Origin of the sequence: Leifsonia sp. Root1293 (assembly GCF_001425325.1) — a bacterium.
GTDB lineage: Bacteria > Actinomycetota > Actinomycetes > Actinomycetales > Microbacteriaceae > Orlajensenia.
On record NZ_LMEH01000002.1, the window covers coordinates 499,644 to 526,494 of the forward strand.

Below are 26,851 nucleotides of genomic sequence, written 5' to 3' on the forward strand. Positions count from 1 at the left end.
ACCAGCCATGCCCATCGAATTCCTCGGAATCGCCGGTCTGAATGACGGCGGCGAGACCCGCGCCAGGAGCGGCGCCAGTTTCGACAAGGACTACACGCTCAGGTTCGCCCGAGCCCACGAGGACAACGGCTGGGACCGCATCCTGTTCGCGTACCACTCGGGCTCGCCCGACCCCGCGACGGCTGCAGCGTACATCGCGAGCCGGCTCGACCACCTCCAGATCCTGTTGGCGCACCGCCCCAACGTGTCGTATCCGACCTACGCGGCGAAGGTGTTCGCCACCCTCGACCAGATCAGCGACGGCCGCCTCAGCGTGCACTTCATCACGGGCGGCAGCACGGCGGACCAGGCTGCGGAGGGCGACTTCCTGACCAAGGACGAGCGCTACGCCAGAACCGGCGAGTACATCAGGATCGTCAAGCAGGCGCTCACCAGTCGCACGCCGTTCAGCCACGATGGCGAGCACTACAGGTTCGAGAACTTCGTGAGCGACATCTTCCCGGTCCAGCAGCCGCGAGTGCCCATCTCGTTCGGTGGTTCGTCGGAGGCGGCCTATGCCGTCGGCGCAGCCGAGGCCGACGTCTTCGCCCTCTGGGGCGAGCCGCTGCGCGACACGGCGGCGCAGATCGAGACCATCCGCGCCGCCGCGCGAGCCGCCGGTCGCAGCACTCCGCCCCGCATCCAGGTCGCGTTCCGACCGATCATCGCCGCGACGGATGCCCTGGCCTGGGAGAAGGCGGAGCGCATCCTCGGGCAGATCGAGCAACGCGCTGCCGGGCATGGCGTCAACGCGCCGGCCTTCTTCTCGGCGCCCGCGGAGAACGCGGGGACGCAGCGGCTGCTCGAGATCGCCGACCGCGGTGATCGCCACGATCGAGCTCTGTGGACGAAGCCCGCTCGTCTCACCGGGGGCCGCGGCAACTCCAACGCCCTGGTCGGCAGTCCCGAGACCGTGACGGCCGCCCTGCTCGACTACATCGACCTGGGCGTCGACATCATCTCGGCGCGGGGATACGACTTCATCGATGACACCATCGACTTCGGGCGCTACGTCATCCCGCTGGTGCGAGCCGAGGTCGCGTCGCGCGATGCCGCCGCCGCATCCTCCGTCGCATCCCCGAGTGCCGACGCCGCCCCCGACGAGGTGCGACATGACGCCGCCTGAGACCGGCGCTCCGGTGCAGAACCGGGTCCCGGTGACGACGGATGCCGCAGCCCTGCCCGCTGCTCTCCTCGTTGTGGACCGTCAGCCGGCGCCACCCGAGGGTCAGGACCGAGCTGCCCGCGCCCAGCTCGAGGTGGTGCATCCGAAGCACTGGGCGCGCTGGATCCTGAGCGCTGTCGCCGTGTTCTTCGTGGCCCAGTTCCTCTGGTCGCTCGTGACCAACGGCCAGTACCGCTGGGACGTCTTCGCCGAGTTCTTCTTCAGCGACGCCGTCGTCAAGGGCCTCGGCCTGACGCTCTGGCTCACCGTGATCGCCGGGGCTGTCGGATTCGCCCTCGGCGGCCTGCTCGCCGTTGCCAGGCTCTCGAAGTCGCCGTTGCTCAATTCGCTGGCGTGGAGCTTCATCTGGTTCTTCCGGTCGGTGCCCCTCGTCGTGCAGTTGGTGGTCTGGTACAACCTCGGCTACCTGTATCCGCAGTTGGGTCTGGGCTGGCCGTTCTCCACGGACTTCTGGTTGGCGTCGTTCGACACCGTCACGCTCATCTCGTCGTTCGCAGCCGCCGTGCTCGGCCTGTCACTGCACCAGGCCGCCTATTCGGCGGAGATCATCAGGGCCGGCATCCTGTCGGTCGATCAGGGGCAGCTCGAGGCGGCGGCAGCACTCGGCCTGCCGCGGCGGGTGCGGTTCTTCCGCATCATCCTGCCGCAGGCCGCCCGGGCCATCGTGCCCAACGCCTTCAACGAGGTGATCGGCCTCGTGAAGGGCACCTCCGTGGTCTTCGTCGTCGCCCTGCCCGAGCTGTTCTACACGGTGCAGGTGGTCTACAACCGCAACCAACTGGTCATCCCGCTGCTGCTCGTCGCCGTGGTCTGGTACGCCATCATCACGACGGTCCTCTCGATCGCCCAGTTCTACATCGAGCGCCGCTTCTCCCGGGGAGCGCTGCGCGTGCTGCCGCCGACCCCGATCCAGCGGGCGACCGGCTGGGTGCGCACGCAGTGGGCGCGGCTCGACGACCAGCCGGCGGCATCCGTCACCGGCGAAGCCGTGATCGACACCCAGACAGGAGCCGTCCGATGAGCACCACGACGCGCCTCGCGCCATCGTTCGACGAGAACATCACCGCGGCACCGTCGCGCCGCAGCACCGACGGGCTCGTCGAGATCAGTGGGGTCAGCAAGTCCTACGGACCGCACGAGGTGCTGCACGACATCGACCTCCGAATCGAGCCGGGAGAGGTCGTGGCGCTGATCGGCCCATCGGGGTCGGGCAAGTCCACCCTGCTGCGAGCGATCAACCACCTCGAGAGCGTCGACCGCGGCTCCGTCACGATCGACGGACAGTACATCGGCTACGAACGTCGCGGCGACAAGCTCTTCGAGCTGCACGAGAAGGAGGTGCTGAAACGCCGCACACAGGTGGGAATGGTGTTCCAGAACTTCAACCTGTTCCCGCACCTCACCGCCATCGAGAACATCGTCGAGGCGCCTCTCGCCCTCGGACGCCTCGGCAAGGCGGATGCCCGGCAGCTCGCGCTCGGGCTTCTGGCCAGGGTCGGGCTGGCCGACAAGGCCGACCACTACCCGCGTCAGCTCTCGGGCGGACAGCAGCAGCGGGTCGCCATCGCCCGGGCGCTCGCGCTGAAACCCAAGGTGCTGCTGTTCGACGAGCCGACCAGCGCGCTCGACCCGGAACTCGTCGGCGAGGTGCTCGCCGTGATCGGCGAGCTCACCAAGCTCGGCACGACCCTCGTCATCGTCACCCACGAGATCGGCTTCGCCCGCGAGGTCGCCGATCGGGTGGTCTTCCTCGACGGCGGCCGGGTGCTCGAGCAGGGGACGCCGGCGCGCGTGCTCCTGCATCCGCAGCATCCGCGCACCCAGGACTTCCTGCGCAAGGTGCTCTGACCGGGTCCATTCCGCCCACCCACACGTTCCTGCCGGCGCTCTCAGCCGGGAGGGCAGTCCCCGCGCGCCCACTCGGACGTCGCGGATCCATCATCACGAGAAGAGGCACATCATGGCACTCAACAAGAAGAAGGTCGGCGTGATCGTCGGGGGCGTCGCCGTCGTCGCGATCGTCGGCGGACTCATCGCCGCCGTCGCGGTCAACGGGGCGGGCGGCGGCTCGGCGGAAGCGGCTCCGGCGCCGAGCCCCACATCGACCGCGCTCGAGTTCGACCTCACCAGCAAGAACGTCGACGGACGCCCGCGCATTGATCCAGTACCCGAGGCCGTCGCGGCGCTGAAGGCCAGCGGATTCGAGCCGGTCACGCCCGGATCGCTCACGGTCGTGGGCAGCGCGTACATCCCGCCGCTCGGCTTCCTCGCCGAGGACGACAACGCCACGCTCCTCGGAAGCGAGCCGGACTTCGGACAGCTCATCGCAGACGGCCTGGGACTGAAGCTCAAGAGCGAGGTCGCCGCATGGGCCGACTGGCCCCTCGGCATCCAGTCGGGCAAGTACGACCTCATCACCGCGAACGTCACGGTGACCGAGGAGCGCAAGGACCTGTTCGACTTCGCCTCGTACCGCAACGACGAGCTCGGCTTCTACGTGCGCAGCGACAGCGAGATCACCTCGATCACGGAGGCTGCTGACGTCGCCGGCCTGTCGATCATCGTCGGCTCCGGCACCAACCAGGAGAAGATCCTGCTCGCCTGGAACGACGAGAACGTGGCCGCGGGACTCGACCCCGTCGACTTCCAGTACTTCGAGGATGACGCGGCGGGCACCCTGGCGCTGCAGTCGGGCCGGGTCGACGCGACATTCGGTCCGAACGCGACCGCTGCCTACAAGGCAGCCGTCGACGGCAAGACGAAGCTCGTCGGTCTCGTGAACGGCGGCTACCCGGCCAACGCCCAGATCGCCGCGGGAACGGCCAAGGGCAACGGCCTGATCGAAGCCGTCGAGATCGTGCTGAACTATGCCATCGAGAACGGCCAGTACGAGCAGATCCTCGAGCGCCGGGGACTCTCGTCGGAGGGCATCGAGAAGAGCGAGGTGAACCCCGCGGGGCTTCCGCGCAGCTGATCCGGTGCGGTTGCGCCATTTCCGGGGGTTCTGCGCCATCTCACACGGCGCAGAACCCCACGAAATGGCGCACCGTAGGAGAAGGGCGGATCACTCCAGCCGACGTTCCTCCTCGGCTTCGAGGCGAGCCTTGTCGGCATCGCGTCGCTCCTGCTCCTTCTGGATGCGCTCTTCCTCAGGCGTCTTGTCCGTCATGGGAACTCCGTTCTGCTCGGTGACAGGAGGCTACTCTCCCCGGCCACTGCCCGCTGGTCGAGTAGGCCGTGAGCGCAGCGAGCAGCCGTCGGTCCCCGCTGGTCGAGTAGGCCGTGAGCGCAGCGAGCAGCAGTATCGAGACCACTCTCAGCGTCGCGCTGACGTCGGCCTGATCTCGATACGCGTCCTCGCTGCGCTCGGTCGCTACTCGATCAACGGAGTGGTCGATCAGCGGGTGAGGTCGCGCGCGAAACAGAGCGACATCGGAAGGGTGTCGTACGGCGGATAGACGGGGATCCCCCTGTAGCCGAGCCACTCGTACAGGCGCACAGCCTCGGGCTGGCGATCGCCGGTCTGCAGGATGAGGCGGGTCGCCCCCTCCGCGACAGCCGCCGCCTCCACGGCAGCGATCAGCGCCTTCGAGATGCCGTGCCCGCGGTGGGAGGGCAGCGTGACGACGCGCTTCAACTCCCACTCGGAGCCGAGGCGGCGGAGCGCTGCGTGGCCGACGGCCTCACCGTCGACGACGGCCAGATAGGTCGCGTGGATGTCGGCCGGGTCCAGCACCAACGCCTTCATGGCCTTCTCGACGGCAGCCGGGTCCCAGTCGTCCCACGCGGAGGCGTAGCGCTCGCCCATCTCGTCGTCCATCGCGGCCCGGAGCGCGACGGCGCGCGGGTCGTCCCAGACGACGGACTCGATCGTGAGCGCCCGGGTCTGCGCCATGCTGTTCTCCTTCGGTGTTCCAGGCTGTGCGCCATGTCGTGGGGTTCTGCGCCATCTCGGCTGGCCCGCAGCCCCGCGAAATGGCGTGGGGCGGGAGACGGATGCGGCGGTCAGGCCCGGCCGGACGAGAAGCGCCCCAGCGAGAATACTCCCGGTGCCGTGCGTCCGATGGTGAGGTCGGCGAGCACCCGGCCGATCGACGGCGTGAACTTGAAGCCGTGGCCCGAGAATCCGGCGCCGACGGTGATCGGGCCGACGGAGTCGAGGATGAAGGTCGAGTCGGGGGTGGTGGTGTAGGTGCAGCTGATCTCGACGGCGGCGTCGGCATCCGCGCCCGGCAGCCACTCGCGCGCGTAGCGGCGCAGGGCCGCCAGCTGCACGGGCTCAGCGGTGAAGTCGCGTGCGTCGGGATCGACGGCCGGGCCGACACCGTGCCAGCCCGCCTTGATTCCCTCGCCCGGCGTGTGCATGCCGTAGACGCCGGAGTACCACCAGGAGTCCTCGGGGCGAGGCCGGTGGTTGAAGCCAGGCCACTCGAAGGAGGTGTCGAGCACGGCGAAGTGCGCAGGCTGTTCCTGCGTGACGACGAGCGGGGGAAGATCCAGGATGCCGCCCAGCAGCTTCTGCGTCCACGCGCCGGCAGTGACGACGGCGCGGCGGGCCGTGAGTGTTCCCGTCTCCGTCGTGACCCGCACGCGGTTCTCGTCGAGCACGTCGATGGCGAGCACCCGGGTGTCGTGGCGCACCTCGGCACCGCGGGCGCGAGCAGCCTGCTGCAGTGCAGCGACCGAGGCATCGGCGTTCAGCCGACCGGCCGTCGGCGTGTGCAGCACGCGAGTCTCGAAGCGCAGGCCCGGCCAGCGGGCAGCGGCCTCCGATGCCGGCAGGAACTCGCTCGGGATGCCGACGGTCTCGAGGGCCAGCTGCACGAGGTCGATGTCGGCGTAGTCGCCGTGGTTGACGATGCCGACCTGAGCGAGGAGGGACGCATCCGTCTCGTCCTCGAGCTCGCGCCAGAGTCGCAGCGACTCGATCAGCAGGGCGAGGTGCACCGGATCGCCGTAGCTCACGTTGAAGTTGCGCGAGGCCCCGTGCGATGCGCCGTTGCGATGCCCCGGTGAGAAGCGCTCGAGGAGCGTGACGGACGTGCCGCGACTCGCGAGCTGCCAGGCCGTGGCCGAGCCCATGGCTCCGCCGCCGATGACGACGACGTCGGTGTCGGTTCCGGATGCCGTCACGATGCGGCTCCGACCGGGATCGTGAACGCGAGCAGCTGGATGGTGCGGCCCCCCTCGGTGATGGAACCCTCCCGAGCGGGCAGTCTGCCGAAGCCGAGCTTCTCGTAGAGCCTGTGGGCGCCCACCATCTGCTGCCCGCTGTTCATCACGACGTGCTCCAGGCGTCGCAGCCGTGCGAGTTCGATGACATGCCGGGTGAGCAGTGCGCCGATGCCGCGGCCTCTGGCCGGCGGGTCAACGGCCAGAAGCCTGAAATCCAGCTCGCCGTCGCGGGCGAGCGGGGAGATGCTGCGACCCGGGCGCGGTGTCGCGACGGCGCCGAGCAGGACGCCCGTCGCCGTGTCGACGGCCACCCACACCTGGTGTTCCTGCGCGCGGTCGGCGATCTGCCGGATCGACGCCCGGTAGCTCTCGGTGATGTCGTACTCGCTCGTGTAGGCGCGCTCGGAGAGATCCGCGGCGGCCTCGTACTCGTCTGGGCGCACCAGGCGCACGAGCACGTCGTCGCGGACGCGCAGGGGCTTGGCGAACTCGACGTGCTCGATCGGTGAGCCATCCGGCTCGCTCGAACGATTCGGGATCAGCTCGTAGCCGAGGCTGCGATAGAGGGCCTGCGAGACGAGATTGCGGCTTCCGGTGTCGAGCACCACGGATGCGGCACCCCAACCGAGCGCGACCTCCTCCGCGGCGAGGGCGAGCGCGCGACCGAGACCGAGTCCACGGGCGGCGCCCGCCACGCCGAGCAGCCGCAACTCCGTCTCGTCGCCGACGGCCAGACGCGACTGCGGTGTTCCCGCTCGCAGCAGTGTCGCGGTTCCGACGATGGCGCCGTCGGGCGCGACGGCCACGAGTACGGTGCCGGATGCCGCCCGGGCCGCGACGTCGTTCACGAGGTCCCGCCGCTCCGCGGAGATCGGAAGATGCCCGTAGGGTCCATCGGCGAAGGCGCGTTCGGTCACCCTGCCGACCTCGTCGTACTCGTGGGGGCGCGCGGGGCGGATCTCGATGGGGGAGCTCACTCGCTGGCGGACCTTTCTCTCTACCTTCGATTGTGCTGACTCGACCGTGGGAGCGTGCTGTGTTACCCGCGGTGTCGACGCATGACGCGCCCGTGACACGGCACATTGCTGCTGTATTCGTCGCTCCGTTAGCTTCGCACGATGCCGAGCCGGAACCGCCGGCGCGAAGGGAGGCGTGCCGCCATGGACGATGCCGTGCGCGTGGTCATCGTGGGGGCGGGACCGCGCGCCGTCATGCTCCTCGAGCGGCTCGCCGCGAACCAGGCGGTTGCCGGCTCCGACTCCGCCGCTGTCACGCCGCTGCATGTCACCCTGGTCGACCCGCATCCGCCCGGCGCCGGCCGCATCTGGCGCCGGGATCAGTCGCCCCTGCTCAAGCTCAACTCCATGGCCAAGGACGTGACCGTCTTCACCGATGATTCCTGTCGCATCGCCGGACCGGTCTCACCAGGGCCGTCATTGATCGAATGGGCTGAGGAGGTGCGCTCCGGCCTCCGACCCGAGGTGACCGAGACGGATGCCGCGGTGCTGGCCGAGATCGCCGGACTGCAGGGTGAGAGCTTCCCGACCAGGCGCCTCAACAGCGCCTACCTGGCCTGGTTCCACGAGTCGATCGTGCGCGATGCCCCCGACTCGATGAGCGTGACCGTCGTTCAGGCGTCCGTGCACTCCGTCGAGTGGGCACACGCGCCAGGCGACGGCGGCGCGCACCTGAGCGCCCACCCCCACGTCGGCGCCCGCGCCCACCGCGTCGGCCTCGACACCGGCGAGGCTCTCGAGGCCGACATCGTCGTCTACGCCGTCGGGCACAACGCCCGGGTCGATGGCGATCGCGAGCGACGACTGCAGCTGTTCGCCGAGCGCAACGCCGGCACCTACATCCCCCCGGACTTCACCGCCGATGCCGACCTCACGGGCATCCGGGCCGGTCAGGACGTGATCGTGCGGGGTATGGGGCTGGCCGCCACCGATCTCATCGTGCTGCTGTTCGAGGGTCGGGGCGGCTCGTTCTCCCGCGCCGCCGACGGGCGGCTCGTCTATGAGGCCTCGGGACTGGAGCCGAGGGCTCACCTCGGGTCGCGCCGCGGAGTGCCGTACCGCTCGAAGATCACCTCGGCGCTGCAGGGCGACCCGCCGCGCCTGGAGGTGCTCACCTCCGAGCGCATCGCCGCGTTCGGAGCGGCATCCGGCAGCCTCGACTTCGACGACGTCTGGCCGCTCGTCGCCACCGAGCAGCTGCTCGGCTACTACCGCGAGCTGTTCACGGGGCATCCCGAGCGGGTGTGCGCCGACTGGGCGACGTTCAGCGAGCTCATCCGGCGCCTGCCGTGGAACTCGGCCGAGCTGCTCGACGCCATCGAGCACGCTGTTCCGGATGCCGCGGACCGGTTCGACATCATGAGCTTCGACCGGCCGCTCGGCGCCGAGCGGTTCGCGTCACCCGAGGTCCTGCAGGAGCGACTGCGGGCGCACATCAGCGGCGATCTCGCCCAGCGCACCGAGCAGCGGTTCAGCGCGACGCAGGGGCTGTTCCTCGCGACGCTGTACGCCTTCATGGCCGTGGCCGAGATTCCGCGCGACGCCTGGAACGAGCGGAGTCGTACGCAAGCGCTGCCGCGTGACTGGCACGCCTACTTCTCCTATGTGGCCAGCGGTCCACCAGGGCACAGGCTCGAGGAACTGCTCGCCCTGACCGAGGCGGGGTTCGTGCGCTTCCTCGGCCCCGACGTGCAGGTGCGGTGCGAGGAGGGCGTGGGCTTCATCGCCACCAGTCGGAGTGTTCCGCAGGCCGCGGTGGCCACGGCTCTCGTCGATGCCTGGCTGCCCGAGTCGCACGCTGCAGCGAGCCTCAACCCGGTGCTGCGTGAGCTGGGGGCCCGTGGTGCCGGTTCGCAGCGGACTACGGTGCACCCCGAGCACTCGAGGGTCGTCGATGGCGAAGGGCGGGAGCACCCGTCGATCTTCGCCGTCGGCAGCTTCACCGCTGCACCGGAATCCGGCGCGTTCACGCGACCGGGAATCAACGCGTTGCCGTTCAGGCAGAACGACGCGTTGGCCATCGCCCTCCTCGAGGAGGCGGCGCGAGTGCGCGAGCAACGCGTCCTCGCGCCGGCCTAGCGATGACGGCCGTGTTCACGCTGCCGGAGTCACCCGATGTCACAGGGCGTCACGCTGATGCGGCTGGGCCAGAGTGCTCGGCTTGACTGAGGGCATGAGCGAGTATTTCGAGAGCACCGACCGCCAGTACACCAAGGTCTACAAGGAGCACACGCCCGACATCCTCGCGGCCTTCGCCACGTTCGACGAGGCCGTGTTCGCCAAGGAGGGCAGGGCGATCCCGCTGAAGTACCGTGAGCTGATCGCTCTCGCCGTGTCGATCACCACGCAGTGCGTGTACTGCATCGACGGGCACAGTAAGAACGCCGTGAAGGCGGGTGCCGATGAGGCGGAACTGGCCGAGGCCGCCTGGGTCGCCACGGCGATCCGTGCCGGTGGCGGCTACACCCACGGCCGGCTGGCGTTCAAGCTGTCAGGCGCGCACGAGCACTGAGCGCACCGCACGCTTCGGGCGGTCGCTGCGCTCGGCCCTCACCGGGCGGGGACTGTTGATCCCGCTCGCTGAGGACCGGCCGCAGGCCGCGGTCGAAGCGCGCCCCGTCGCTCCGCTCGGCCCTCACCGAGCGAAAACCGACGCCCGCTCCCGGCCTCAGTACAGGTCGGGGCTCGGGGTCGACGCCTGGCGGATGGAGACATCCGCGTGGCGGTCGAAGCGGTACCCGACGCCGCGCACCGTGCGCACGATGTCCTCGTAGGCGCCGAGCTTCGCGCGAAGGCGCCGCACGTGCACGTCGATGGTGCGCTCGTTCGGAACCTCGTCGTCGCCAGCGGCATCCCACAGCGAGGAGATGAGCTCGGCGCGCTCGATGGTGCGGCCCTCGCGCAGCACGAGGTACTGCAGCAGCTCGAACTCCTTGTAGGTGAGTCCGGCCGATTCGCCGTCGAGCAGCACGCGCTTGCGTGAGATGTCGACGATCACGCCGGCGGGGTGGCGGTCGGCGGCATCCGGCGTCTGACGGTGCTTGGCGAGGGCCGACGGGTCCTGCAGGGCGAGGCGCACGACGTCGACGTCGCGGCCTCCGGCACCCTGGGGTGCCAGGGCGACGGCGGCGTAGGTCTCGGAGCCCGGGGCGACCTCGGCTGCGAGGGCCTTGAGGGCCTCGACGACGCGGTGGAGGGTGGTTCCGGATGCTGCTGCCTTGGCCTCGTCGAAGCCGACGTAGAGAACGAAGCCGCGGGCCTCGGTGCCGTCGGGAACAGCGCGAACGCGGGGCGGCGGGGTCGGCGCCTCGGCGGCGAGATCGGTGAGCGAGTCGGGTGAGGTGTACTGGGCGATCGACATGGGATGTCCTTCAGAGGGGATGATGCTGTGGCGAACCTGTCGCGGGAGGAGAGGCGACGGAGGGTTCGGGAAACTGGCGGCCGGATGGCCTCGGGAGTTCGCGGGAGGAACTCGGCGGTCGGAGCTGCGTCAGCTGCACATTCGACAACACATGGGCGCACGGCCGGGCATCATCATGCCGGCATGCCTCTGGGCCTCGAGCGAGGTCAGGGGGTGTGCGCTGTTCGTCATGGTCGTCAGTAAAACCAGTGTGACGAGTTGTGTCAATTCGATGTCGGCGTATGACTCGGGCGCGGCCGCATCAGGTGCGCCCAGAGGTGCGGCGCGTGGCAGCATCCGTTATCGAGAGAGATTCGGGCAAAGAAAAACCGATGAAAACGAATTTCATCGGATTTCCTTGATCGGATGCGGGGGCGGCGTGTCGTCCGCCGAAGAATATTCGCGCCTACACGAGTCCGTAGAGCCGGTCGCCGGCATCGCCGAGTCCGGGGACGATGTAGCCGTTCTCATTGAGGTGGTCATCGACGGCTCCGAGGACGATCGTGACGTCATGGCCGTCGAAGGCCTTCTCGACTGCGGCCAGGCCCTCGGGGGCGGCCAGGATGCAGATGGCGGTGACGTCCTGCGCTCCGCGATCGAAGAGGAACTGGATTGCTGCAGCGAGCGATCCGCCGGTGGCCAGCATCGGGTCGAGCACGAAGCACTGACGGTCGGAGAGGTCGTCGGGAAGTCGCTCGGCATAGGTGGTCGGCTCGAGGGTGACCTCGTTGCGCGCCATGCCGAGGAAGCCGACCTCGGCTGTGGGAAGCAGCTTCACCATGCCTTCGAGCATGCCGAGGCCGGCACGCAGGATGGGGACGACGAGCGGCCGGGGCTCGCTGATGCGAACGCCCGTCGTCTCGGCGACCGGCGTCTGGATGGTGTGCGGCTCGACGCGCACGTCGCGTGTGGCCTCGTAGGCCAGCAGGGTCATGAGCTCGTCGACCAGCGAGCGGAAGACCGGGGAGGGGGTGTCCTTGTCGCGGAGAACCGTCAGCTTGTGGGTGATGAGCGGGTGGTCGGCAACATGGACTCGCATAGGCTCATCCTAGTTCGAGCAGGAGGGGGCGGCCGATGGGGTCTTCCGAGGCGCACACGGCCGCGATGCGGCTCGCCCTCGACGAGGCACGGGTGGCGCTGGCCGGGGGCGACGTTCCCGTCGGAGCCGTGGTGACGGATGCCTCGGGTCGGGTGATCGGCCGCGGCCGCAACGAGCGCGAACTCACCGCTGACCCGACAGCGCACGCCGAGATCGTGGCCATCAGGGAGGCCGCAGCGGCCCTCGGAGACTGGCATCTGGAGGGCTGCACCCTCACTGTCACGCTCGAGCCGTGCATCATGTGCGCCGGGGCGATCCTGGCTGCGCGCGTGCCGGTGGTGGTGTTCGGTGCCTGGGACGACAAGGCCGGCGCCTCGGGTTCGCTCTACGACGTGCTGCGCGACCGCAGGCTCAATCACCGCGCCGAGGTCTTTGCCGGCGTGGGGGAGGCGGAGTGTTCGCGCCTGCTCCTCGACTTCTTCGAGGGGAAGCGGCATCCGCCGCTGGTCGAGTAGGCCGCGAGCGCAGCGAGCAGCCGTATCGAGACCACGTTCGATGATCTCGATACGCGTCCGACTTCGTGGGGCGCTACTCGATCAGCGGGTGAGAGGTGGGGCGCTTCGCGCTCAGCGAGCCGCCGATAGCCCGTCGAGGTAGTCGCCGAGCAACGCGCGCGAGGCGCGCTGCATGGCGTCGGAGTAGCGCTCCCGGTCCGCGCGCAGCCCATCGACCGTGAGCCCGTGGTCGGGGAGCTCGGCTCCCCAGCGCTGCAGCCAGTCCTCATGCATCTCCGCCGTGACCTCGGGGTGGAACTGCACGGCGAGCAGCCAGTCGTCGATGGCGAACGCCTGGTTCGCGTACTGCCCCGAGGTGGCGAGGCTGGTGATGCCCTCGGGCAGGTCGTAGGTGTCGCCGTGCCACTGCACCACGGGAACGCCGCGGAAATGGCGCACGGGGGACGCGTTTCCGGCATCCGTCGGCACGACCTCGAGATAGCCGACCTCCGTCGTCGGGCCCTTGTAGGCCGAGCCGCCGAGCGACTCCGCCAGCAACTGGGCACCGAGGCACACGCCGAAGATCGGACGCTCGTCCGCGATGCGCTTGCGCAACAGGGCGATCTCGGCATCGATGAACGGATGCACGGCGCCTTCGTATGCTCCCTCGTCGCCGCCGAGCACGACCACGAGGTCGGCCGCCGATGGGTCGATGGCGCCGAGGTCGGCTGCGGGGGTGTCGATGGTCGTCACCTCGTAGCCGTGCTCGGCGAGCACTGGGCCGAGGTTGCCGAGTCCGATGGCGGCGTCGTGCCGCAGGACGAGCGCAGTGCGGGTGGGAAGCCCCGCGGTTCCCGGCGCGGCCGCCGTCACTCCAGTCCCTTGAAGACGATGGCGTCGGTGGGTGGCGCCGGGTCGGAACTGGCGTGGTAGACGTCGGGCTCGAGGTAGACCGTGCGTGCGGCCGGCACGGCTGCGCGGATGCGCTTCTCGATGGCATCGATGCCCGCTGCGACCTCGGCGAAGCGCATGTCGGCGTCGATGGCGATCTTCGCCCCCACGAGAATCTCGTCGGGGCCCAGGTAGAGCGTCTTCATGTGGATGATGCGGTCGGTCTCGCCACCGGCCAGGATCGCGTCCTCTATGGCGGCCGAATCGGCCAGGTTTGCGCCCTCGCCAACGAGCAGGCTCTTCGTCTCGATGCCCAGCACGACGGCGACGAGGATGAGCAGCGCGCCGATCGCCAGGGTGCCGATGGCATCCCAGACGCCGTTGCCGGTGAGCGCGGTCAGGCCGACTCCGATGAAGGCGAACATGAGGCCGGTGAGGGCTGCGACATCCTCGAGCAGGACGACGGGAAGCTCGGGAGCCTTCGCGTGCCTGATGAAGGCGACCCAGCTCTGCTTGCCCTTGTGCGGACGCGATTCCTTCACGGCGGTGCGCAGCGAGAACGACTCCAGGATGATCGCGATCACGAGCACGAGGATCGGCAGCCACCAGTTGTCGAGGGGGTGCGGATGCTGCAGCTTCTCGAAGCCCTCGTAGACGCTGAAGACGCCACCGACCGAGAACAGGATGATCGACACGACGAAGGCGTAGACGTAGCGTTCGCGGCCGTAGCCGAAGGGGTGCGAGAGGTCGGCGCGCTTGCGCGCCTTGCGCCCGCCGAGGAGCAGCAGAACCTGGTTTCCGGTGTCGGCGAGCGAGTGCACGCCCTCGGCGAGCATCGACGACGATCCGGAGAAGAACCAGGCGATGAACTTGGTGATCGCGATGCCCAGATTCGCGAGAAGTGCCGCGAAGATCGCCCTGTTGCCGCCGGTTGTGCTCATACCGCAATCCTAGGATGGACGGGTGAGCACAGACCTCCCCTCGATCGCGTTCCTCGGTGCCGGCTCCATGGCGCGGGCCATCATCAGCGGGCTGCTTCAGCCCGACGTGAGCGTGGCGGGCGGCATCCGTGCCACCAATCGCTCGGCGGCGAAGGCGGCGGAGCTCGACGCACTCGATGGTGTGACAGCGACGGCCACCGAGACGGATGCCGACGCCAACCGTGCCGCCGTGCGCGGCGTCAAGCTCGTCGTCGTCGCCGTGAAGCCGGTGATGGTGCCTGATCTCCTGCGGGAGATCGCCGATGCACTCGAGCCGGGAGCCGTCGTGGTGAGTGTCGCGGCCGGCGTGACCGTCGCGACGTTCGAGTCGCTGCTGCCGGCATCCGTCGCCGTGATCCGCTCGATGCCGAACACCCCGGCCGTGGTCGGGCGGGCTCTCACCGGTGTGGCAGCAGGCACGCGCTCGAGCGACGACGACCTGGCTCTCGCCGTCGCGCTGTTCGAGACCGTCGGCGAGGTGCTCGTGGTTCCCGAGGAGCAGATCGATGCACTCTCGACCATCTCGGGCTCCGGTCCGGCGTATGTCTTCTACCTGATCGAGCAGTTGACGGCGGCTGCCGTCGACAAGGGGTTCACGCTCGAGCAGGCACGCACCATGGTGGAGGGGACGTTCCGCGGGGCGAGCGAGCTGCTGGCGTCGTCGGACGTGGACCCGACCGAGCTGCGTCGCCGGGTGACGAGTCCGAAGGGCACCACCGAGCGTGCCGTGGCCGTGCTCGAGGACGCCGGGCTCAAGCGCGTCTTCGACGAGGCGACGGATGCCGCCCTCGCCCGGGCGCGGGAACTCGCGGCCGGCTGAGTCGGTTAGCCGCCGAGGGCCGCGAAGCGCTCGATGTCGGCCTCTGAGCCCGACACGATGATGAGGTCGTGGTCTGAGACCACGGTCTGCTCGGTCGCGTAGGTGAACGGCTTGCCCGGGCTCTTCACGCCCACGACGGTGATGCGGTACTTCGAGCGCACCCCGGAGTCCTGCAGGGACAGGCCCCTGATGGGCTTCGGCGGGTACATCTTCACCAGGGCGAAGTCGTCGTCGAATTCGATGAAGTCCAGCATCCGTCCGCTCACGAGGTGGGCCGTGCGCTCGCCGGCCTCGCGTTCCGGGTAGATCACGTGGTTGGCGCCGATGCGCTCCAGGATCTTGCCGTGCGAGGTGGAGATGGCCTTGGCCCAGATCTGCGGGATCTTGAGGTCGACGAGGTTGGCCGTGATGAGAACCGATGCCTCGATGCTGGAACCCACCGCGCAGACGGCGATCGAGAAGTCCTGAGCGCCGATCTGGCGCAGCGCGTCGATGGACTTCGCGTCGGCCTGCACGGCGTGCGTCACCCGTTCCGACCACTTCTGCACGAGCAGTTCGTTGTCGTCGACAGCGAGCACCTCGCGGCCGAGGCGGTCGAGCTGCCCGGCGGTCGCTGCTCCGAACCGACCGAGGCCGATCACGAGCACCGGGGCGTCGTGCTTGATGCGGTCAACCAACGATGGGCCTCTCTTCAGGACGCTTGAACAGCTGTCGCGACTGGCTGGCCGCCAGGGCCGCAGCGAGAGTCACTGTACCAACGCGACCCATGAACATGGTCGCCGACAGCACGTAGACGCCGGCGGTCGGCAGGTCCTGGGTGAGGCCCGTCGACAGTCCGCAGGTGGCGAACGCCGAGATCACGTCGAACAGCACGATGTCGAGCGAGGCCTTCGTGATGTGCAGCAGCAGGATGCTCGAGACGGCGACGGTCGTCGCTCCCCAGAGCACGACGCTCACGGCGAGCCGCAGGATGTCGCGGGGGATGCGTCGACCGAAGGCCTCCATCGCGTCGCGTCCGCGGGCCTCGGCGAATGCGGCCAGGAACAGCACCGCGAGGGTCGTCACCTTGATGCCACCGGCCGTCGAGGCCGAGCCACCACCGATGAACATGAGCATGTCGGCGACGAGCAGGCTCGATCCGTGCAGGTCGGAGATGTCGATGGTCGAGAAGCCGCCCGACCTGGTCATCACCGACATGAAGAACGACTGGAACACCGTGTCGAAGGCGTTCAGTCCGCCGAAGGTCTTCGGGTTGTCGAACTCCAGCCAGATGAAGAGCGCCGTGCCGGCGACGAGGAGCACGGCGAAGGTGAAGAGGGTGAGCTTCACGTGGACGGTCCACTTGCGGGGCCTGCGCCAGAGCTTCACGAGGGCGTAGATGACGGGGAAGCCGATGGCGCCGAGGACGACGCCGAACATCAGGCCGCTCAGGAAGATGTAGTCGTGCTCGAACGGAGCGATGCCCTCCGGGTTCGGAGTGAAGCCGGTGTTCGTGAACGCCATGGCCGCGTAGTAGACGCTGTACCAGACCGAATGGCCGAAGTCGTAGCCGGCGGCGAGCACTCTGGGGAACAGGATGACGGCCGTGAGTGCCTCGATGGTCAGGGCGCTGATCGCCACTGTCGCCAGCAGACTGCCGACCTCGCCGAGGCGCACGGCCTGGCCTTCGTTCACCGGGCCGACGTGGATGCGGGACGGGTTGCTGTCGCTCGCCGCCATGAGTCGGGTGCGAAGGCTGATGCGGCGGGAGACCACGAGGCCGAGGATGGAGGCGAGCGTCAGCACGCCGACACCGCCGATGTTCACGCCGATGAAGATGACCGCATTGCCGAAGCCCGACCAGTGCGTTGCCATGTCGACGGTCGAGAGTCCCGTGACGCAGATCACCGACACCGCCGTGAACAGGGCGTCGGCGAGGGGTGTCATCGACCTGCTCTGGCTCGCGATGGGCAGCGACAGCATGAACGTCCACAGCAGGATGAGGGCCGTGAAGATGAGGATCGCGAACCTGGCGGGGGAGTGCCTGGCGAGGAAGTCCACGCCGTCGCGAACGCGCCCACCCCACGATCGGGCAGGGGTGACGAAGCCGCGCGCCGCCAGAGTGCGCTGCATCACGACCCCTCATTCCTCGTGCGGCCGATTGTTCCGGCGGCAGTTCGAAATGTCATGGTACTCCCCGGTCGGACTGACTAACCTTGCACCATGGCGGACATCTTCGACGTTGTGGCTGATGCCACCAGACGCGACATCCTCGGCACCCTGCTCGCGCACCACACCGAGGGCTCGACGCGTCCGAGCGAGATCAGCGTCTCGGCCATCGTCGCCGAGTTGGGCCTCAGCCAGCCGACGGTGTCCAAGCACCTCAAGGTGCTGCGGGAGGCCGGCCTCGTCAGCGTCCGTGAAGAGGGCCAGCACCGCTACTACCACTTGGTCTATGCGCCCCTCGAGGAGATCGAGGACTGGCTGATCCCGTTCCTCAGTGTCGACTTCGAGGCGGCCGTCGCCGAGGAGGCTGCTCTGGCCGAGGGGCTGAAGGAGGAGCAGAAGGCCTTCGCCGCCGCCATCGGCAAGGCTGTCGCCGATGCGTCGCACCAGGTGAGCAGTGCCGTGAAGGACGTGCGTCCGAAGTCCTGGCGCAAGTAGCGCACCGGCGCTGCCGGTGACCGTCACCCGCGAACTGGTGCCCGGCGGGCACTGGACGCCGTGCGCTCCGGAGTTCTAGAGTCTCGTTAAACACTCCAGTCACAGAGGTTCACTCGAGTGTGATAGCGACCGCGACGGTCCCGAGCGAAGGTCTACCCATGACGAGCGATCTCTCAGACGTGCGATTCCTCACTGTCGCCGAGGTGGCCGAGATGATGCGGGTCTCGAAGATGACCGTGTACAGGCTCGTGCACGCCGGCGAGCTGCCGGCCATCCGCTTCGGTCGGTCGTTCCGGGTGCCGGAATCCGCCGTCGCCGCCGCCGTCGAGAACCACGTCGCCGACACGGCCTGACGCTTGCGGATGCCGCAGGGCGATCCCGTGGCGCCGCGAAGGCGTTCCATCCGGTAGACTGGGCACTTCGTGTGGCCGAGCATCCGCCGGTCGCCCCCGATTCGTGTGAGGTTCGCGTGGGTTCTGTAATCAAGAAGCGTCGCAAGCGCATGGCGAAGAAGAAGCACCGCAAGCTGCTTCGCAAGACTCGCCACCAGCGTCGCAACAAGAAGTAGAGTCTTCTACTTGCACGAGCGCTCGACCGTCATGGTCGGGCGCTTTCTGCATTCCCCGCGGCCGGCGGCTGCGGCATCCGACAGCTGTCTAGGCTGGACGGGTGACCACTCTGACCCTCATCGGCAAGCCCGGCTGTCACCTCTGCGACGACGCCCGCGCAGTCGTGACCACGGTGCTCGCGCAGTTCCCGGACGCGGCCCTCACTGAGCTCTCGATCCTCGACGACGACGCGCTCCGCGACCGCTACGCCGAGGAGATCCCGGTGCTGCTCATCGACGGTGCCGTGCACACGTACTGGCGTGTTGACCCGGATCGGCTGCGGGCGGCGTTGTCGACCCCTGCCGGCTGAGGCGCGCTGCGACCCTGCTCGCTGAGCCGGCGACCCCGCTCGCTGAGCCGAGACCCCGGTCGCTGAGGCCCCGACGAAGTCGGCGGCCGAAGCGCTGAAAAGGGCGACCGGCGCGGTGCGCCGATCGCCCTTCGAGGTGATGCTGGTTACGCGAGCGCCTTGGCCTTGAGGGCCTCGTACTCGGCGTCGGTGATGCTGCCCGCGGTGTGCAGGGCCTTCGCCTTGGCGATCTCGTCGGCTGCGCTCGAGCCGGCGACCTGCTTGATGTAGGCGTCGCTGGCCGCCTGAGCAGCCTTGACGTCCTTCAGCTGGCGCTCGGCCATGCCCTGGCCGCGAGCGATCAGGTAGATGAGGGCCGTGAGGAAGGGCACGAACAGCAGGAAGATGATCCAGACGGCCTTCCACCAGCCGCTGAGCTTGTGGTCGCGGAACAGGTCACCGATGATCGCGAAGAGCGCCATCAGGTACGCGATGAACGCGAAGCTCCAGAAGAAGATCCAGACGATGTCCCAGAAGTTACCCCACATATGGAGAGCCTTTCCCGTTGTTTGTTCAGGTGTTACCGGCGACCATCCCGGTGCCAGTAGTCGCCATCAATGTAGCGCAAGTGAAAAGAGTTCAGTATCACCGTCCGGTGCGCCGTGTCGCCGGGAGTCGGGCGTTGTGGCGTCCTGTGGCGTGTGGCAGTGTCGACAGCGAACGCACGCTCGGCGCATGGAGTGGGGAACACGTGGCAGAGGCAGCTCGAGGACGCACGAGTGCCGCCGCCAGCACGGCGGGCACCGCGCTCCCGTCGTGGCGGGACACCACGACCCGGACGACGATCATCGATTTCGTCGAACGGGTGACCGGCGACACCCCGGATGCCGTTGCCCCGGAGGAGCGGATCGCGGTGTTCGACAACGACGGCACGCTCTGGACCGAGAAGCCGATGCCGACACAGTTGCACTACCTCGTCGAGAGGTGGACGGCCGCGGCGACGGCCGATCCGTCGTTAGTGGCGAGACAGCCCTACGCCGCCGTCGCGAGCGGAGATCTCTCCTGGATCGGGACGGCGGTCGACAAGCACTACACCGGTGACGACTCCGGCCTGCAGAGCCTCGTCGAGGCCATCATCGCCGCCACGGCGGACGAGAGCGTCGAGGACTACGCGGCATCCGTCTCCGAGTTCTATCGCAACGCCCTGCACCCGGTTCTCCAGCGCACATACGCCACCGTGGTCTATGCGCCGATGGTCGAGCTGCTGGCCTATCTGGAGGCCAACGGCTTCACCTGCTACATCGTCTCGGGCGGCGACCGCGACTTCATGCGGCCGATGACCGCGGACTCTTACGGCATCCCGCCCGAGCGGGTGATCGGCTCGGCCGTCGGCCTCGTCTACGACGAGAAGACGAATGCCGTGCGTTACGGCACGAGCCTCGACTTCCTCGACGACGGACCCGTCAAACCCGTCCGCATCTGGAGCCGCATCGGGCGCCGGCCGATCCTCGCCGCCGGAAACTCGAACGGCGACATCCCGATGCTGCGCTTCGCCAGCGGCAGTGCGAGCAGTCTGGCACTGCTCGTGCACCACGACGACGACGCCGGCCGCGGCGACGTTGCCTACGACGAGGGCGCCGAGCAAGCGCTGGCCGCGGCGTCGGATGCTGCATCCGGCATCACGGTGGTCAGTGTGAAGGACGACTGGTCGAGGATCTTCCCGGATGCTGCAGGGCAGAATCCCTGACGGGCGTCACCGAGCGCAGCGGAACCCGATGTGCGTCGTCGCGGAGTCGTCGGCCTGGGGTGAGCGGGCTGCCGGGCGATAGCGCAGGCAGTACTCCGGGGCGCACAGGTGCGAGCCGCCCTTGAGGGCACGGCGCGGGATGCGGGATCCCGGCTCGGCGCTGGCGGCGGCGAGAAGGTTCGGTCGGGCGCCGGCCTCGGCGAACCGAGAGCCCGGCACGATGTGGCGTTCGGTGTAGTAGTCGGTCGTCCACTCCCACACGTTGCCCGCGCAGTCGTACAGGCCGTAGCCGTTCGGCGGGAAGGTGCCGACCGGTGACGTGCCCACCCAGCCGTTCGCCCCGGTGTTGAGATAGGGGAACGATCCCTGCCAGTGGTTGCCGCCGAGCTCGCCTGCGGCATCCGGAGCGTCACCCCAGGTGTAGAGCGCGCCGTCGAGGCCTCCGCGAGCGGCGAACTCCCACTCGGCCTCTGTGGGCAGGCGCTTGCCGACCCAGGCCGCGTACGCCGACGCATCCTCGAAGCTCACCTGCACCACGGGGTGGTCGAGCCTGTCGTCGATGGAGGATTCGGGCCCGAACGGATGCCGCCAGCTGGCGCCGGCACCCCACGTCCACCACTGTCGCCAGTCGCGCAGGTCGACGGGGCCCGGCGTCGGGTGGAAGACCAGGCCGCCCGGAACGAGGTCGGCTGGATCGACGCCGGGGAAATCGGCCGGGTCGAGCGGGCGCTCGGCCACGGTGACGTAGCCCGTCGCGTCGACGAAGGCGGCGAACTGGGCGTTCGTCACCGGATGCCGGTCGATCTCGAAGGCGGCGACAGTGCGCTCGTGCACGGGCGACTCGTCGGGGTAGAAGAGCGATCCCATGGTGAAGGTGCCGCCCTGAAGCAGCACCATCTCCGTCGCATCCGTCACGGCTCGAGCCTACCGGCGCGCCTCACGCCATTTCGTGGGCCTTCGCGCCACGTGGAGTGGCGCGCACCCCCGCGAAATGGCGCACGGGCGCGGCGTGGGACTCGAAGCCCGCGCGCTTAGGGCAGCAGGCGCGTCGGGCCGCGGAACAGGTACGTCGTCTCGCGGATCGACGACTCGCCCAGCATGAGCATGAGAACGCGCGCCAGGCCCATGCCGAATCCACCGTGCGGCGGAACGCCGTAGCGGAAGAAGTCGAGGTAGAAGCCGAGTTCCTCGGGGTCGAGGCCCCTGTCCTTCGCCTGCTCCACGAGAACGTCGATGCGGTGCTCGCGCTGGGCACCGGTCGAGATCTCGGTGCCGTTGTAGATGAGGTCGTACGAGTTCGTGATGGTCGCGTCGCCCTCGCGGCGCATGTGGTAGAACGGCCGGATGCTCGAGGCATAGTCGGTGAGGAACACGAAGTCGTGCCCGTAGGTCTCCTTGACGTAGGCCGCGATCTGGCGCTCGCCCTCGGGGTCCATGTCGTCGTCGGCTCGGGGGATGACGTAGCCGCGGTCGGCGACGATCTGCTTGGCCTCGGCGAGCGGGATGCGCGGGAACGGAACCGCGGGCACCTCGATCTCGATGCCGAACAACTCCTGGATCTCGGCGCCGTGCTTGGCCTTGACCGCGGTGAAGCCCGCCACCATCAGCTCTTCGTGCAGCTTCATGACGTCGTCGTGCGACTCGATCCAGCTGACCTCGGCGTCGACGCTCGTGAACTCCGTGGCGTGACGGCTCGTGAACGACGGGTCGGCGCGGAACGCGGGGCCGACCTCGAAGACCTTGCCGAAGCCGGCGGGCTGCGCCATCTGCTTGAAGAACTGGGGGCTCTGCGACAGGTAGGCCTTGCCTTCGAAGTACTCCACCTCGAACAGTTCGGCGCGGGACTCGGAGGCGCTGGCCATGAGCTTCGGGGTGTGGATCTCGACGAAGTCGTTCTCCACCCAGTAGCTGCGCAGCGCGTGCAGGAACGTGGTCTGGATGCGGAAGATCAGTGCCTGCTTGGGCTGACGCAGGTCGAGGAAGCGCCAGTCCATGCGCTTGTCCAGGCTGGAATCGGCGGCGATGGGAGCCTCGGGGTTGGCGGCCGTGACGACGTCGAGGGTCGCGAGCTTGACCTCGAGGCCGCCGAGCTTGACGCGCTCGTCCTTCTTCAGCTCTCCGGTGACGGTGATGAACGAGCCGTGCGACAGCGCCGAGATGGCCTCGGTCGTGGCGAGGCGGGCGGCGTCGCCTTCAGCGGCGTCCTCGGCGAGCTCGCGCAGCGCGGGGTTCACGATCTGAACGGCACCGGACTCGTCACGGAGGATGACGAACTGCACCTTCTTCTGGTCGCGCACGGTGTCGACCCAGCCCGACACCGTCACGGGGCCGTCGGGGAGGGCGGAGAGGTTCTTCACGAGTACTCGAGTCACGAAGGGAGAGTCTACCGTCGGCGTCCCTGATCGCCGATCGAGTAGCGACCGAGCGCAGCGAGGACGCGTATCGAGATCACGTCGAGATCGCCGCACGAACTCGTGTCGCCGTGAGGGTGGTCTCGATACGGCTGCTCGCCACGCTCGCGGCCTACTCGACCAACGGGATGACGAGCGGGGGTGGGAGCAGGAACGGCCCCGCTCACGGCGAACTCGCGGTTTGGGCATCCGTAGACTGGAGCCGTGGCAGCATCCCGAATCCACCTCGTCCGCCATGGAGAGGTGGAGAACCCCGATCGCGTCCTCTATGGACGGCTCGAGGGCTTCGGGCTCTCGGCTCTCGGGCAGCGGATGGCGCAGGCCGCGGCCGACGAGCTCGCCGCATCCGGTCGCCCGGTGAGCGCACTGTTCGCCTCTCCGCTGCAGCGCACGCAGGAGTCGGCAGCACCCATCGCCCGCGCCTTCGGCATCACCCCGCAGCTCGACGCTCGCTTCATCGAGCCGGCGAATGCCTTCGAGGGTCGGCGCATGAGCGGACCCGACGGCGCTCTCCGCGATCCCCGCAACTGGGTGCGCCTGCGGAATCCCCTGAAGCCGAGTTGGGGTGAACCGTTCGCGTCGATCGCAGCGCGCATGATGGCCGGCATCGCCGACGCGGATGCCTCCGTCGACGGCGGCGACGTGATCATCGTCAGCCACCAGCTGCCCATCTGGATGGTCGCGCGCACCTTGGCTGACAAGCGCCTGGCGCACGACCCCCGCAGGCGTCGCTGCGACCTCTCCTCGATCACGAGTCTCGAGAAGCGCGGCGGTAGCTACGTCGAGGTCGCGTACTCCGACCCGGCCGGCCCGCTGCACGCCGAAGCGACCGACGTGGGAGCAGTGTGATGCGCGCGCGCCTGAGCCCGCGCCTGCGCGCCTCCGTGGCCATCGGCATCGCCTTCGCGGCCGTCGTCTCGCTGGGCGCCTGCACGAGCGACCCCCTGGCCGACCAGTACCGGGCGGGCAGCGGCAAGAACTACGTGGCCGGCGACGGCACCGTCACCGAGATCGATGTCGACGACCGCGGTGAGGCGATCGACTTCTCCGGCACCACGCAGGATGGCGAGGCGTTCGACTCGACCGAGCACGCCGGCGACGTGCTCGTGGTCAACTTCTGGTACGCCGGATGCGCCCCGTGCCGAGCCGAGGCCGCAGACCTCGAGTCGATCAACCAGGAATTCGGCGACGACGGCGCCACATTCATCGGCGTGAACGTGCGCGACCAGTCGGCGCAGGCCCAGGCCTTCGACGAGAAGTACGGCGTGACCTATCCGTCGATCATGGATCTCGAGTCCGGTGCCGTGCAGCTCGCCTTCGCCGGCAAGGTTCCCGCCAATGCTGTGCCCACCACGCTGGTGCTCGACAAGCAGGGCCGGGTGGCCGCCCGCATCCTCGGCCAGCTGCAGAGCCCCTCCATCCTCGAGACCCTCGTGCGCGACACTCTCGCCGAGAGCGACTGAGGTGGGCGGCGTCGGCGACATCGTGATGAGCGGCCAGCTCGTCGCGGCCATTCCCATCGCACTGGCGGCCGGTCTCATCTCGTTCCTGTCGCCATGCGTGCTTCCGTTGGTGCCCGGCTATCTCGGCTACATCGGCGGGTTCACGGATGCCTCAGCCGACGCGAGCGAGGAACGGCGGTACCGCCGCAGACTCCTTCTGGGCGTCGCCCTCTTCGTGCTCGGCTTCACCCTGGTGTTCGTCGCCTACACGGTGACGATCGGCGCCCTCGGAGTATGGCTCAAGGTCTACTCCGACCTCATCATCCGCATCCTCGGCGTCGTGGTCATCATCATGGGGCTCGTCTTCATCGGCCAGTTCACCTTCCTGCAGCGCCAGCTGAAGCCCGTGTGGCGCCCGGCGACGGGGCTCGCCGGTGCACCGCTGCTCGGCGTCGTGTTCGGCATCGGCTGGACGCCCTGCATCGGCCCGACCCTCGCCGCGGTCCTCAGCCTCAGCCTCGACTCCGGATCCGCCTGGCGCGGAGCGGTCCTCGGCGTCGCCTACTGCATCGGCCTCGGCGTGCCGTTCCTGCTGGTGGCCCTCGGCCTCAGCTGGGTGACCGGCGCCGTGACATTCTTCAAACGGCATATTCGTACGATCAACATCATCGGAGGCGTGCTGCTCATCGCGGTCGGCGTGCTCATGGTGACCGGAGTCTGGACTGCATGGATGAGCGAGCTGCAGGCGGTGATGGCGGGCTTTGACCTCTTCCTCTGACGGAACCGAACGCCCCGAGAACGACGGCGGGCACGAGGACGGACGCGGCGGCGCCGAGGAGCGGCTGCGTCGTCCCGACGACCACATCGATGCCGCGGCATCCGCCGAGGCGCCCGACGGCACCTCGGATCGCGACGCCTCGGGTGCGGAGATCACCCAGCCCAAGTTGGGACTCGTCGGCTGGCTGCGCTGGTTCTGGCGGCAGCTCACCAGCATGCGCACCGCGCTCTTCCTGCTGCTCCTGCTCGCCGTCGCGGCGGTTCCCGGTTCGCTGGTGCCTCAACGATCGAGCGACCCCAACGGTGTGACGCAGTACTTCCGCGACAACCCCGACCTGGCGCCGTTCCTCGACAAGCTCCAGGCCTTCGACGTGTACACCTCGGCGTGGTTCTCGTCGATCTACATCCTGTTGTTCATCTCGCTCATCGGATGCGTCATCCCTCGCACGAAGCACCACTTCGACGCGCTGCGTGCTCAGCCCCCGCGCACCCCCGTGCGCCTCGGCAGGCTGGCCGGCTACACCGAGCGCGACGGCGCCGGTTCGCTCGATGAGGCCGCAGAGGCCGCCCGCGCGCAACTGCGTTCGGCCGGCTATCGCGTCGCCGTCTTCGAGAAGCCCGGCGAGAAGAGCGTCTCGGCCGAGCGCGGCTATCTGCGCGAGACCGGCAACCTCGTCTTCCACAGCGCCCTCGTCGGCATCCTCGTCACGGTGGGCTTCGGCGGCGGCTTCGGCTTCGCCGGGCAGCGGGTGCTCGTCGAGGGGCAGACCTTCGTCAACACCCTCGGAGCCTTCGACTCCTTCAACCCCGGCCGCTTCTTCGATCCCGACACCCTCGACCCGTACTCCCTGACGCTGACCGACATGGCCGTCACCTACGAGCAGCAGAACCAGAAGGCGTTCGGGCAGCCGATCGACTACACGGCGACGGTTCAGGTGACGGAGCAGGGCGGAGACTCGTCAGAGCAGACCATCAAGGTGAACGAGCCGCTGAACACGGGCGGTACCAACATCTACCTGCTCGGCAACGGATACGCCCCGACGATCACAGTGCGCGACCCAGACGGCGCCGTCGTCTTCACCGACTCCATCCCGTTCCTCCCGCAGGATGCCCAGCTCACCTCCATCGGCGTCGTCAAGGTTCCCGACGGCCTGTCCGAGCAGCTCGGCATGATCGGCCTGTTCTATCCGACGCAGGGAGCCCAGCAGCCGCCCTACTTCTCGAGCTACCCCGATCTCGAGTACCCCGTGCTCACGCTCCAGGTGTTCGAGGGCGACTTGGGCATCGACGCGGGAACTCCGACATCCGTCTTCACTCTCGACACCGATTCGATGACAGAGATCGCAGGCGGCAAGGCCAAGGCGAAGGCTCTCGAGCTCATGCCCGGACAGACGCAGGAGCTTCCGAACGGCCTCGGCACCGTCACCTTCGAGGACGCCGCGAACCCGAGTGGCGAGGCGGCGCCGCCGGTCACCGATGAGAGCGACGCCGCCGGAACCGCGGGCACGGACTACTCGGGCTCGGTGCTGCGCTTCGCCTCGCTCGACATCCACCACGATCCGACGCAGGGCTGGGTGCTCGTCTTCGCTCTGCTCGTGCTGGCCGGACTCGTGACCAGCCTGTTCATTCCGCGCCGCCGGGTCTGGGTGAAGGTGCGCGACGCTGGCGGGGGAGCGCTGCGCTTCGAGTACGCCGGCCTGGCGCGCGGCGACGACCCGGGTCTCGACGCTGCGGTCGCCGCCGTTGCCGACAGGCACGCCGCCGGCTTCGCTCCGGATGCAGCCCGCGACGCCGAGTATGTTCCCGAGGTGACGGACGAGCCCGACGCGCTGGAGTCCCCGGATGCGCGGGCCTGAGAATGCCGTCAGAGATCAAGATCGTGAAGCGTAGGGTT

At 68.5% G+C, this 26,851-nt stretch carries 29 protein-coding genes; 17 read left to right on the forward strand and 12 right to left on the reverse strand.

What is annotated here, in order from left to right; genetic code table 11:
* Nucleotides 1–7: 7 nt before the first annotated feature.
* The 4 genes from ASC59_RS14190 (at nt 8) to ASC59_RS14205 (ending at nt 4,199) form a co-directional block, all read left to right on the forward strand.
* Nucleotides 8–1,165, forward strand: coding sequence for an LLM class flavin-dependent oxidoreductase (locus ASC59_RS14190; protein WP_055824359.1), 1,158 nt, complete (start codon nt 8–10; stop codon nt 1,163–1,165).
* Nucleotides 1,152–2,246 carry an amino acid ABC transporter permease gene (locus tag ASC59_RS14195; protein ID WP_082513702.1) on the forward strand — a complete coding sequence of 365 codons (1,095 nt, stop codon included), beginning with the start codon at nt 1,152–1,154 and terminating at the stop codon, nt 2,244–2,246. Before ASC59_RS14190 ends, ASC59_RS14195 begins: the two co-directional genes overlap by 14 nt.
* A complete protein-coding gene (locus ASC59_RS14200; RefSeq protein ID WP_082513703.1) occupies nt 2,243–3,073 on the forward strand; it encodes an amino acid ABC transporter ATP-binding protein in 831 nt (276 codons plus the stop codon). The genes ASC59_RS14195 and ASC59_RS14200 overlap by 4 nt, the downstream gene beginning before the upstream one ends.
* A gap of 112 nt (nt 3,074–3,185) precedes the next feature.
* The gene (locus tag ASC59_RS14205) at nt 3,186–4,199 is read left to right on the forward strand and encodes an ABC transporter substrate-binding protein (RefSeq protein WP_055824362.1); all 1,014 of its coding nucleotides are present in this window, start codon (nt 3,186–3,188) and stop codon (nt 4,197–4,199) included.
* A 423-nt stretch (nt 4,200–4,622) separates the two neighbouring features.
* Here the strand turns inward: ASC59_RS14205 and ASC59_RS14210 are convergent, their stop codons facing one another.
* The 3 genes from ASC59_RS14210 to ASC59_RS17295 form a co-directional block, all read right to left on the reverse strand.
* Nucleotides 4,623–5,120 carry a GNAT family N-acetyltransferase gene (locus ASC59_RS14210; RefSeq protein ID WP_055824364.1) on the reverse strand — a complete coding sequence of 166 codons (498 nt, stop codon included), beginning with the start codon at nt 5,118–5,120 and terminating at the stop codon, nt 4,623–4,625.
* Nucleotides 5,121–5,230: 110 nt separating this feature from the next.
* Nucleotides 5,231–6,358, reverse strand: coding sequence for an FAD-dependent oxidoreductase (locus ASC59_RS14215; protein ID WP_268765495.1), 1,128 nt, complete (start codon nt 6,356–6,358; stop codon nt 5,231–5,233).
* Nucleotides 6,355–7,377, reverse strand: a complete 1,023-nt coding sequence (locus tag ASC59_RS17295) for a GNAT family N-acetyltransferase (protein ID WP_162243191.1) — start codon at nt 7,375–7,377, stop codon at nt 6,355–6,357. The genes ASC59_RS14215 and ASC59_RS17295 overlap by 4 nt, the downstream gene beginning before the upstream one ends.
* Nucleotides 7,378–7,560: 183 nt before the next feature.
* Here ASC59_RS17295 and ASC59_RS14225 point away from each other — a divergent pair, with 183 nt between their 5' ends.
* Nucleotides 7,561–9,495: an FAD/NAD(P)-binding protein gene (locus ASC59_RS14225; RefSeq protein ID WP_055824366.1), complete on the forward strand. Its 1,935-nt coding sequence runs from the start codon at nt 7,561–7,563 to the stop codon at nt 9,493–9,495.
* A 94-nt stretch (nt 9,496–9,589) separates the two neighbouring features.
* Nucleotides 9,590–9,928, forward strand: coding sequence for a carboxymuconolactone decarboxylase family protein (locus ASC59_RS14230; protein WP_055824368.1), 339 nt, complete (start codon nt 9,590–9,592; stop codon nt 9,926–9,928).
* Nucleotides 9,929–10,084: 156 nt separating this feature from the next.
* On the opposite strand, the gene ASC59_RS14235 is transcribed toward ASC59_RS14230, so the two are convergent.
* A complete protein-coding gene (locus tag ASC59_RS14235; protein ID WP_055824370.1) occupies nt 10,085–10,777 on the reverse strand; it encodes a winged helix-turn-helix domain-containing protein in 693 nt (230 codons plus the stop codon).
* Between the two features lie 445 nt (nt 10,778–11,222).
* Nucleotides 11,223–11,855, reverse strand: a complete 633-nt coding sequence (upp, locus tag ASC59_RS14240; RefSeq protein ID WP_055824372.1) for a uracil phosphoribosyltransferase — start codon at nt 11,853–11,855, stop codon at nt 11,223–11,225.
* A gap of 35 nt (nt 11,856–11,890) precedes the next feature.
* Between upp and ASC59_RS14245 the strand changes: the two genes are divergently transcribed.
* The gene (locus ASC59_RS14245; RefSeq protein WP_055824374.1) at nt 11,891–12,370 is read left to right on the forward strand and encodes a nucleoside deaminase; all 480 of its coding nucleotides are present in this window, start codon (nt 11,891–11,893) and stop codon (nt 12,368–12,370) included.
* Between the two features lie 111 nt (nt 12,371–12,481).
* On the opposite strand, the gene ASC59_RS14250 is transcribed toward ASC59_RS14245, so the two are convergent.
* Both ASC59_RS14250 and ASC59_RS14255 read right to left on the reverse strand, forming a co-directional pair.
* Nucleotides 12,482–13,222 carry a glutamine amidotransferase-related protein gene (locus ASC59_RS14250; protein WP_055824376.1) on the reverse strand — a complete coding sequence of 247 codons (741 nt, stop codon included), beginning with the start codon at nt 13,220–13,222 and terminating at the stop codon, nt 12,482–12,484.
* Nucleotides 13,219–14,181: a cation diffusion facilitator family transporter gene (locus ASC59_RS14255; RefSeq protein ID WP_055824378.1), complete on the reverse strand. Its 963-nt coding sequence runs from the start codon at nt 14,179–14,181 to the stop codon at nt 13,219–13,221. The genes ASC59_RS14250 and ASC59_RS14255 overlap by 4 nt, the downstream gene beginning before the upstream one ends.
* Nucleotides 14,182–14,203: 22 nt before the next feature.
* Between ASC59_RS14255 and proC the strand changes: the two genes are divergently transcribed.
* A complete protein-coding gene (gene proC, locus ASC59_RS14260) occupies nt 14,204–15,040 on the forward strand; it encodes a pyrroline-5-carboxylate reductase (protein WP_055824379.1) in 837 nt (278 codons plus the stop codon).
* Nucleotides 15,041–15,045: 5 nt separating this feature from the next.
* Here the strand turns inward: proC and ASC59_RS14265 are convergent, their stop codons facing one another.
* Nucleotides 15,046–15,717, reverse strand: a complete 672-nt coding sequence (locus ASC59_RS14265) for a potassium channel family protein (RefSeq protein ID WP_055824381.1) — start codon at nt 15,715–15,717, stop codon at nt 15,046–15,048.
* On the reverse strand, nt 15,710–17,152 hold the full coding sequence (locus tag ASC59_RS14270) for a TrkH family potassium uptake protein (RefSeq protein ID WP_055824383.1): 1,443 nt from the start codon (nt 17,150–17,152) through the stop codon (nt 15,710–15,712). The genes ASC59_RS14265 and ASC59_RS14270 overlap by 8 nt, the downstream gene beginning before the upstream one ends.
* A gap of 90 nt (nt 17,153–17,242) precedes the next feature.
* Here ASC59_RS14270 and ASC59_RS14275 point away from each other — a divergent pair, with 90 nt between their 5' ends.
* The 4 genes from ASC59_RS14275 to ASC59_RS14285 all read left to right on the forward strand — a co-directional run bounded on the left by ASC59_RS14275 (nt 17,243) and on the right by ASC59_RS14285 (nt 18,601).
* Complete coding sequence (locus tag ASC59_RS14275) at nt 17,243–17,683, forward strand: ArsR/SmtB family transcription factor (RefSeq protein ID WP_055824386.1); 441 nt, start codon at nt 17,243–17,245, stop codon at nt 17,681–17,683.
* A 158-nt stretch (nt 17,684–17,841) separates the two neighbouring features.
* The gene (locus ASC59_RS14280) at nt 17,842–18,036 is read left to right on the forward strand and encodes a helix-turn-helix domain-containing protein (protein ID WP_055824388.1); all 195 of its coding nucleotides are present in this window, start codon (nt 17,842–17,844) and stop codon (nt 18,034–18,036) included.
* A gap of 116 nt (nt 18,037–18,152) precedes the next feature.
* Entirely contained in the window at nt 18,153–18,251 is a 99-nt protein-coding gene (locus ASC59_RS17055; protein WP_003792170.1) for a 30S ribosomal protein bS22, read from the forward strand.
* Between the two features lie 101 nt (nt 18,252–18,352).
* A complete protein-coding gene (locus tag ASC59_RS14285) occupies nt 18,353–18,601 on the forward strand; it encodes a glutaredoxin family protein (protein WP_055824390.1) in 249 nt (82 codons plus the stop codon).
* 146 nt (nt 18,602–18,747) lie between these two features.
* Here the strand turns inward: ASC59_RS14285 and ASC59_RS14290 are convergent, their stop codons facing one another.
* Nucleotides 18,748–19,128 (reverse strand): SHOCT domain-containing protein, encoded by a 381-nt coding sequence (locus ASC59_RS14290; RefSeq protein ID WP_055824392.1) that lies wholly within the window; start codon nt 19,126–19,128, stop codon nt 18,748–18,750.
* Nucleotides 19,129–19,331: 203 nt separating this feature from the next.
* Here ASC59_RS14290 and ASC59_RS14295 point away from each other — a divergent pair, with 203 nt between their 5' ends.
* Nucleotides 19,332–20,327, forward strand: coding sequence for an HAD family hydrolase (locus ASC59_RS14295; protein ID WP_055824394.1), 996 nt, complete (start codon nt 19,332–19,334; stop codon nt 20,325–20,327).
* A 6-nt stretch (nt 20,328–20,333) separates the two neighbouring features.
* Here the strand turns inward: ASC59_RS14295 and ASC59_RS14300 are convergent, their stop codons facing one another.
* Entirely contained in the window at nt 20,334–21,224 is an 891-nt protein-coding gene (locus ASC59_RS14300; protein WP_055825630.1) for a formylglycine-generating enzyme family protein, read from the reverse strand.
* A 134-nt stretch (nt 21,225–21,358) separates the two neighbouring features.
* The gene (gene aspS, locus ASC59_RS14305) at nt 21,359–22,699 is read right to left on the reverse strand and encodes an aspartate--tRNA(Asn) ligase (protein ID WP_055824397.1); all 1,341 of its coding nucleotides are present in this window, start codon (nt 22,697–22,699) and stop codon (nt 21,359–21,361) included.
* Between the two features lie 243 nt (nt 22,700–22,942).
* Between aspS and ASC59_RS14310 the strand changes: the two genes are divergently transcribed.
* From ASC59_RS14310 to resB, 4 genes are all read left to right on the forward strand, one after another.
* Nucleotides 22,943–23,587, forward strand: a complete 645-nt coding sequence (locus ASC59_RS14310) for a histidine phosphatase family protein (RefSeq protein ID WP_055824399.1) — start codon at nt 22,943–22,945, stop codon at nt 23,585–23,587.
* Entirely contained in the window at nt 23,587–24,201 is a 615-nt protein-coding gene (locus tag ASC59_RS14315; RefSeq protein ID WP_055824401.1) for a TlpA family protein disulfide reductase, read from the forward strand. Before ASC59_RS14310 ends, ASC59_RS14315 begins: the two co-directional genes overlap by 1 nt.
* 1 nt (nt 24,202) lies before the next feature.
* Entirely contained in the window at nt 24,203–24,958 is a 756-nt protein-coding gene (locus ASC59_RS14320) for a cytochrome c biogenesis CcdA family protein (RefSeq protein ID WP_055824403.1), read from the forward strand.
* Between the two features lie 64 nt (nt 24,959–25,022).
* A complete protein-coding gene (gene resB / locus ASC59_RS14325; protein WP_442915109.1) occupies nt 25,023–26,813 on the forward strand; it encodes a cytochrome c biogenesis protein ResB in 1,791 nt (596 codons plus the stop codon).
* Nucleotides 26,814–26,851 lie beyond the last annotated feature (38 nt).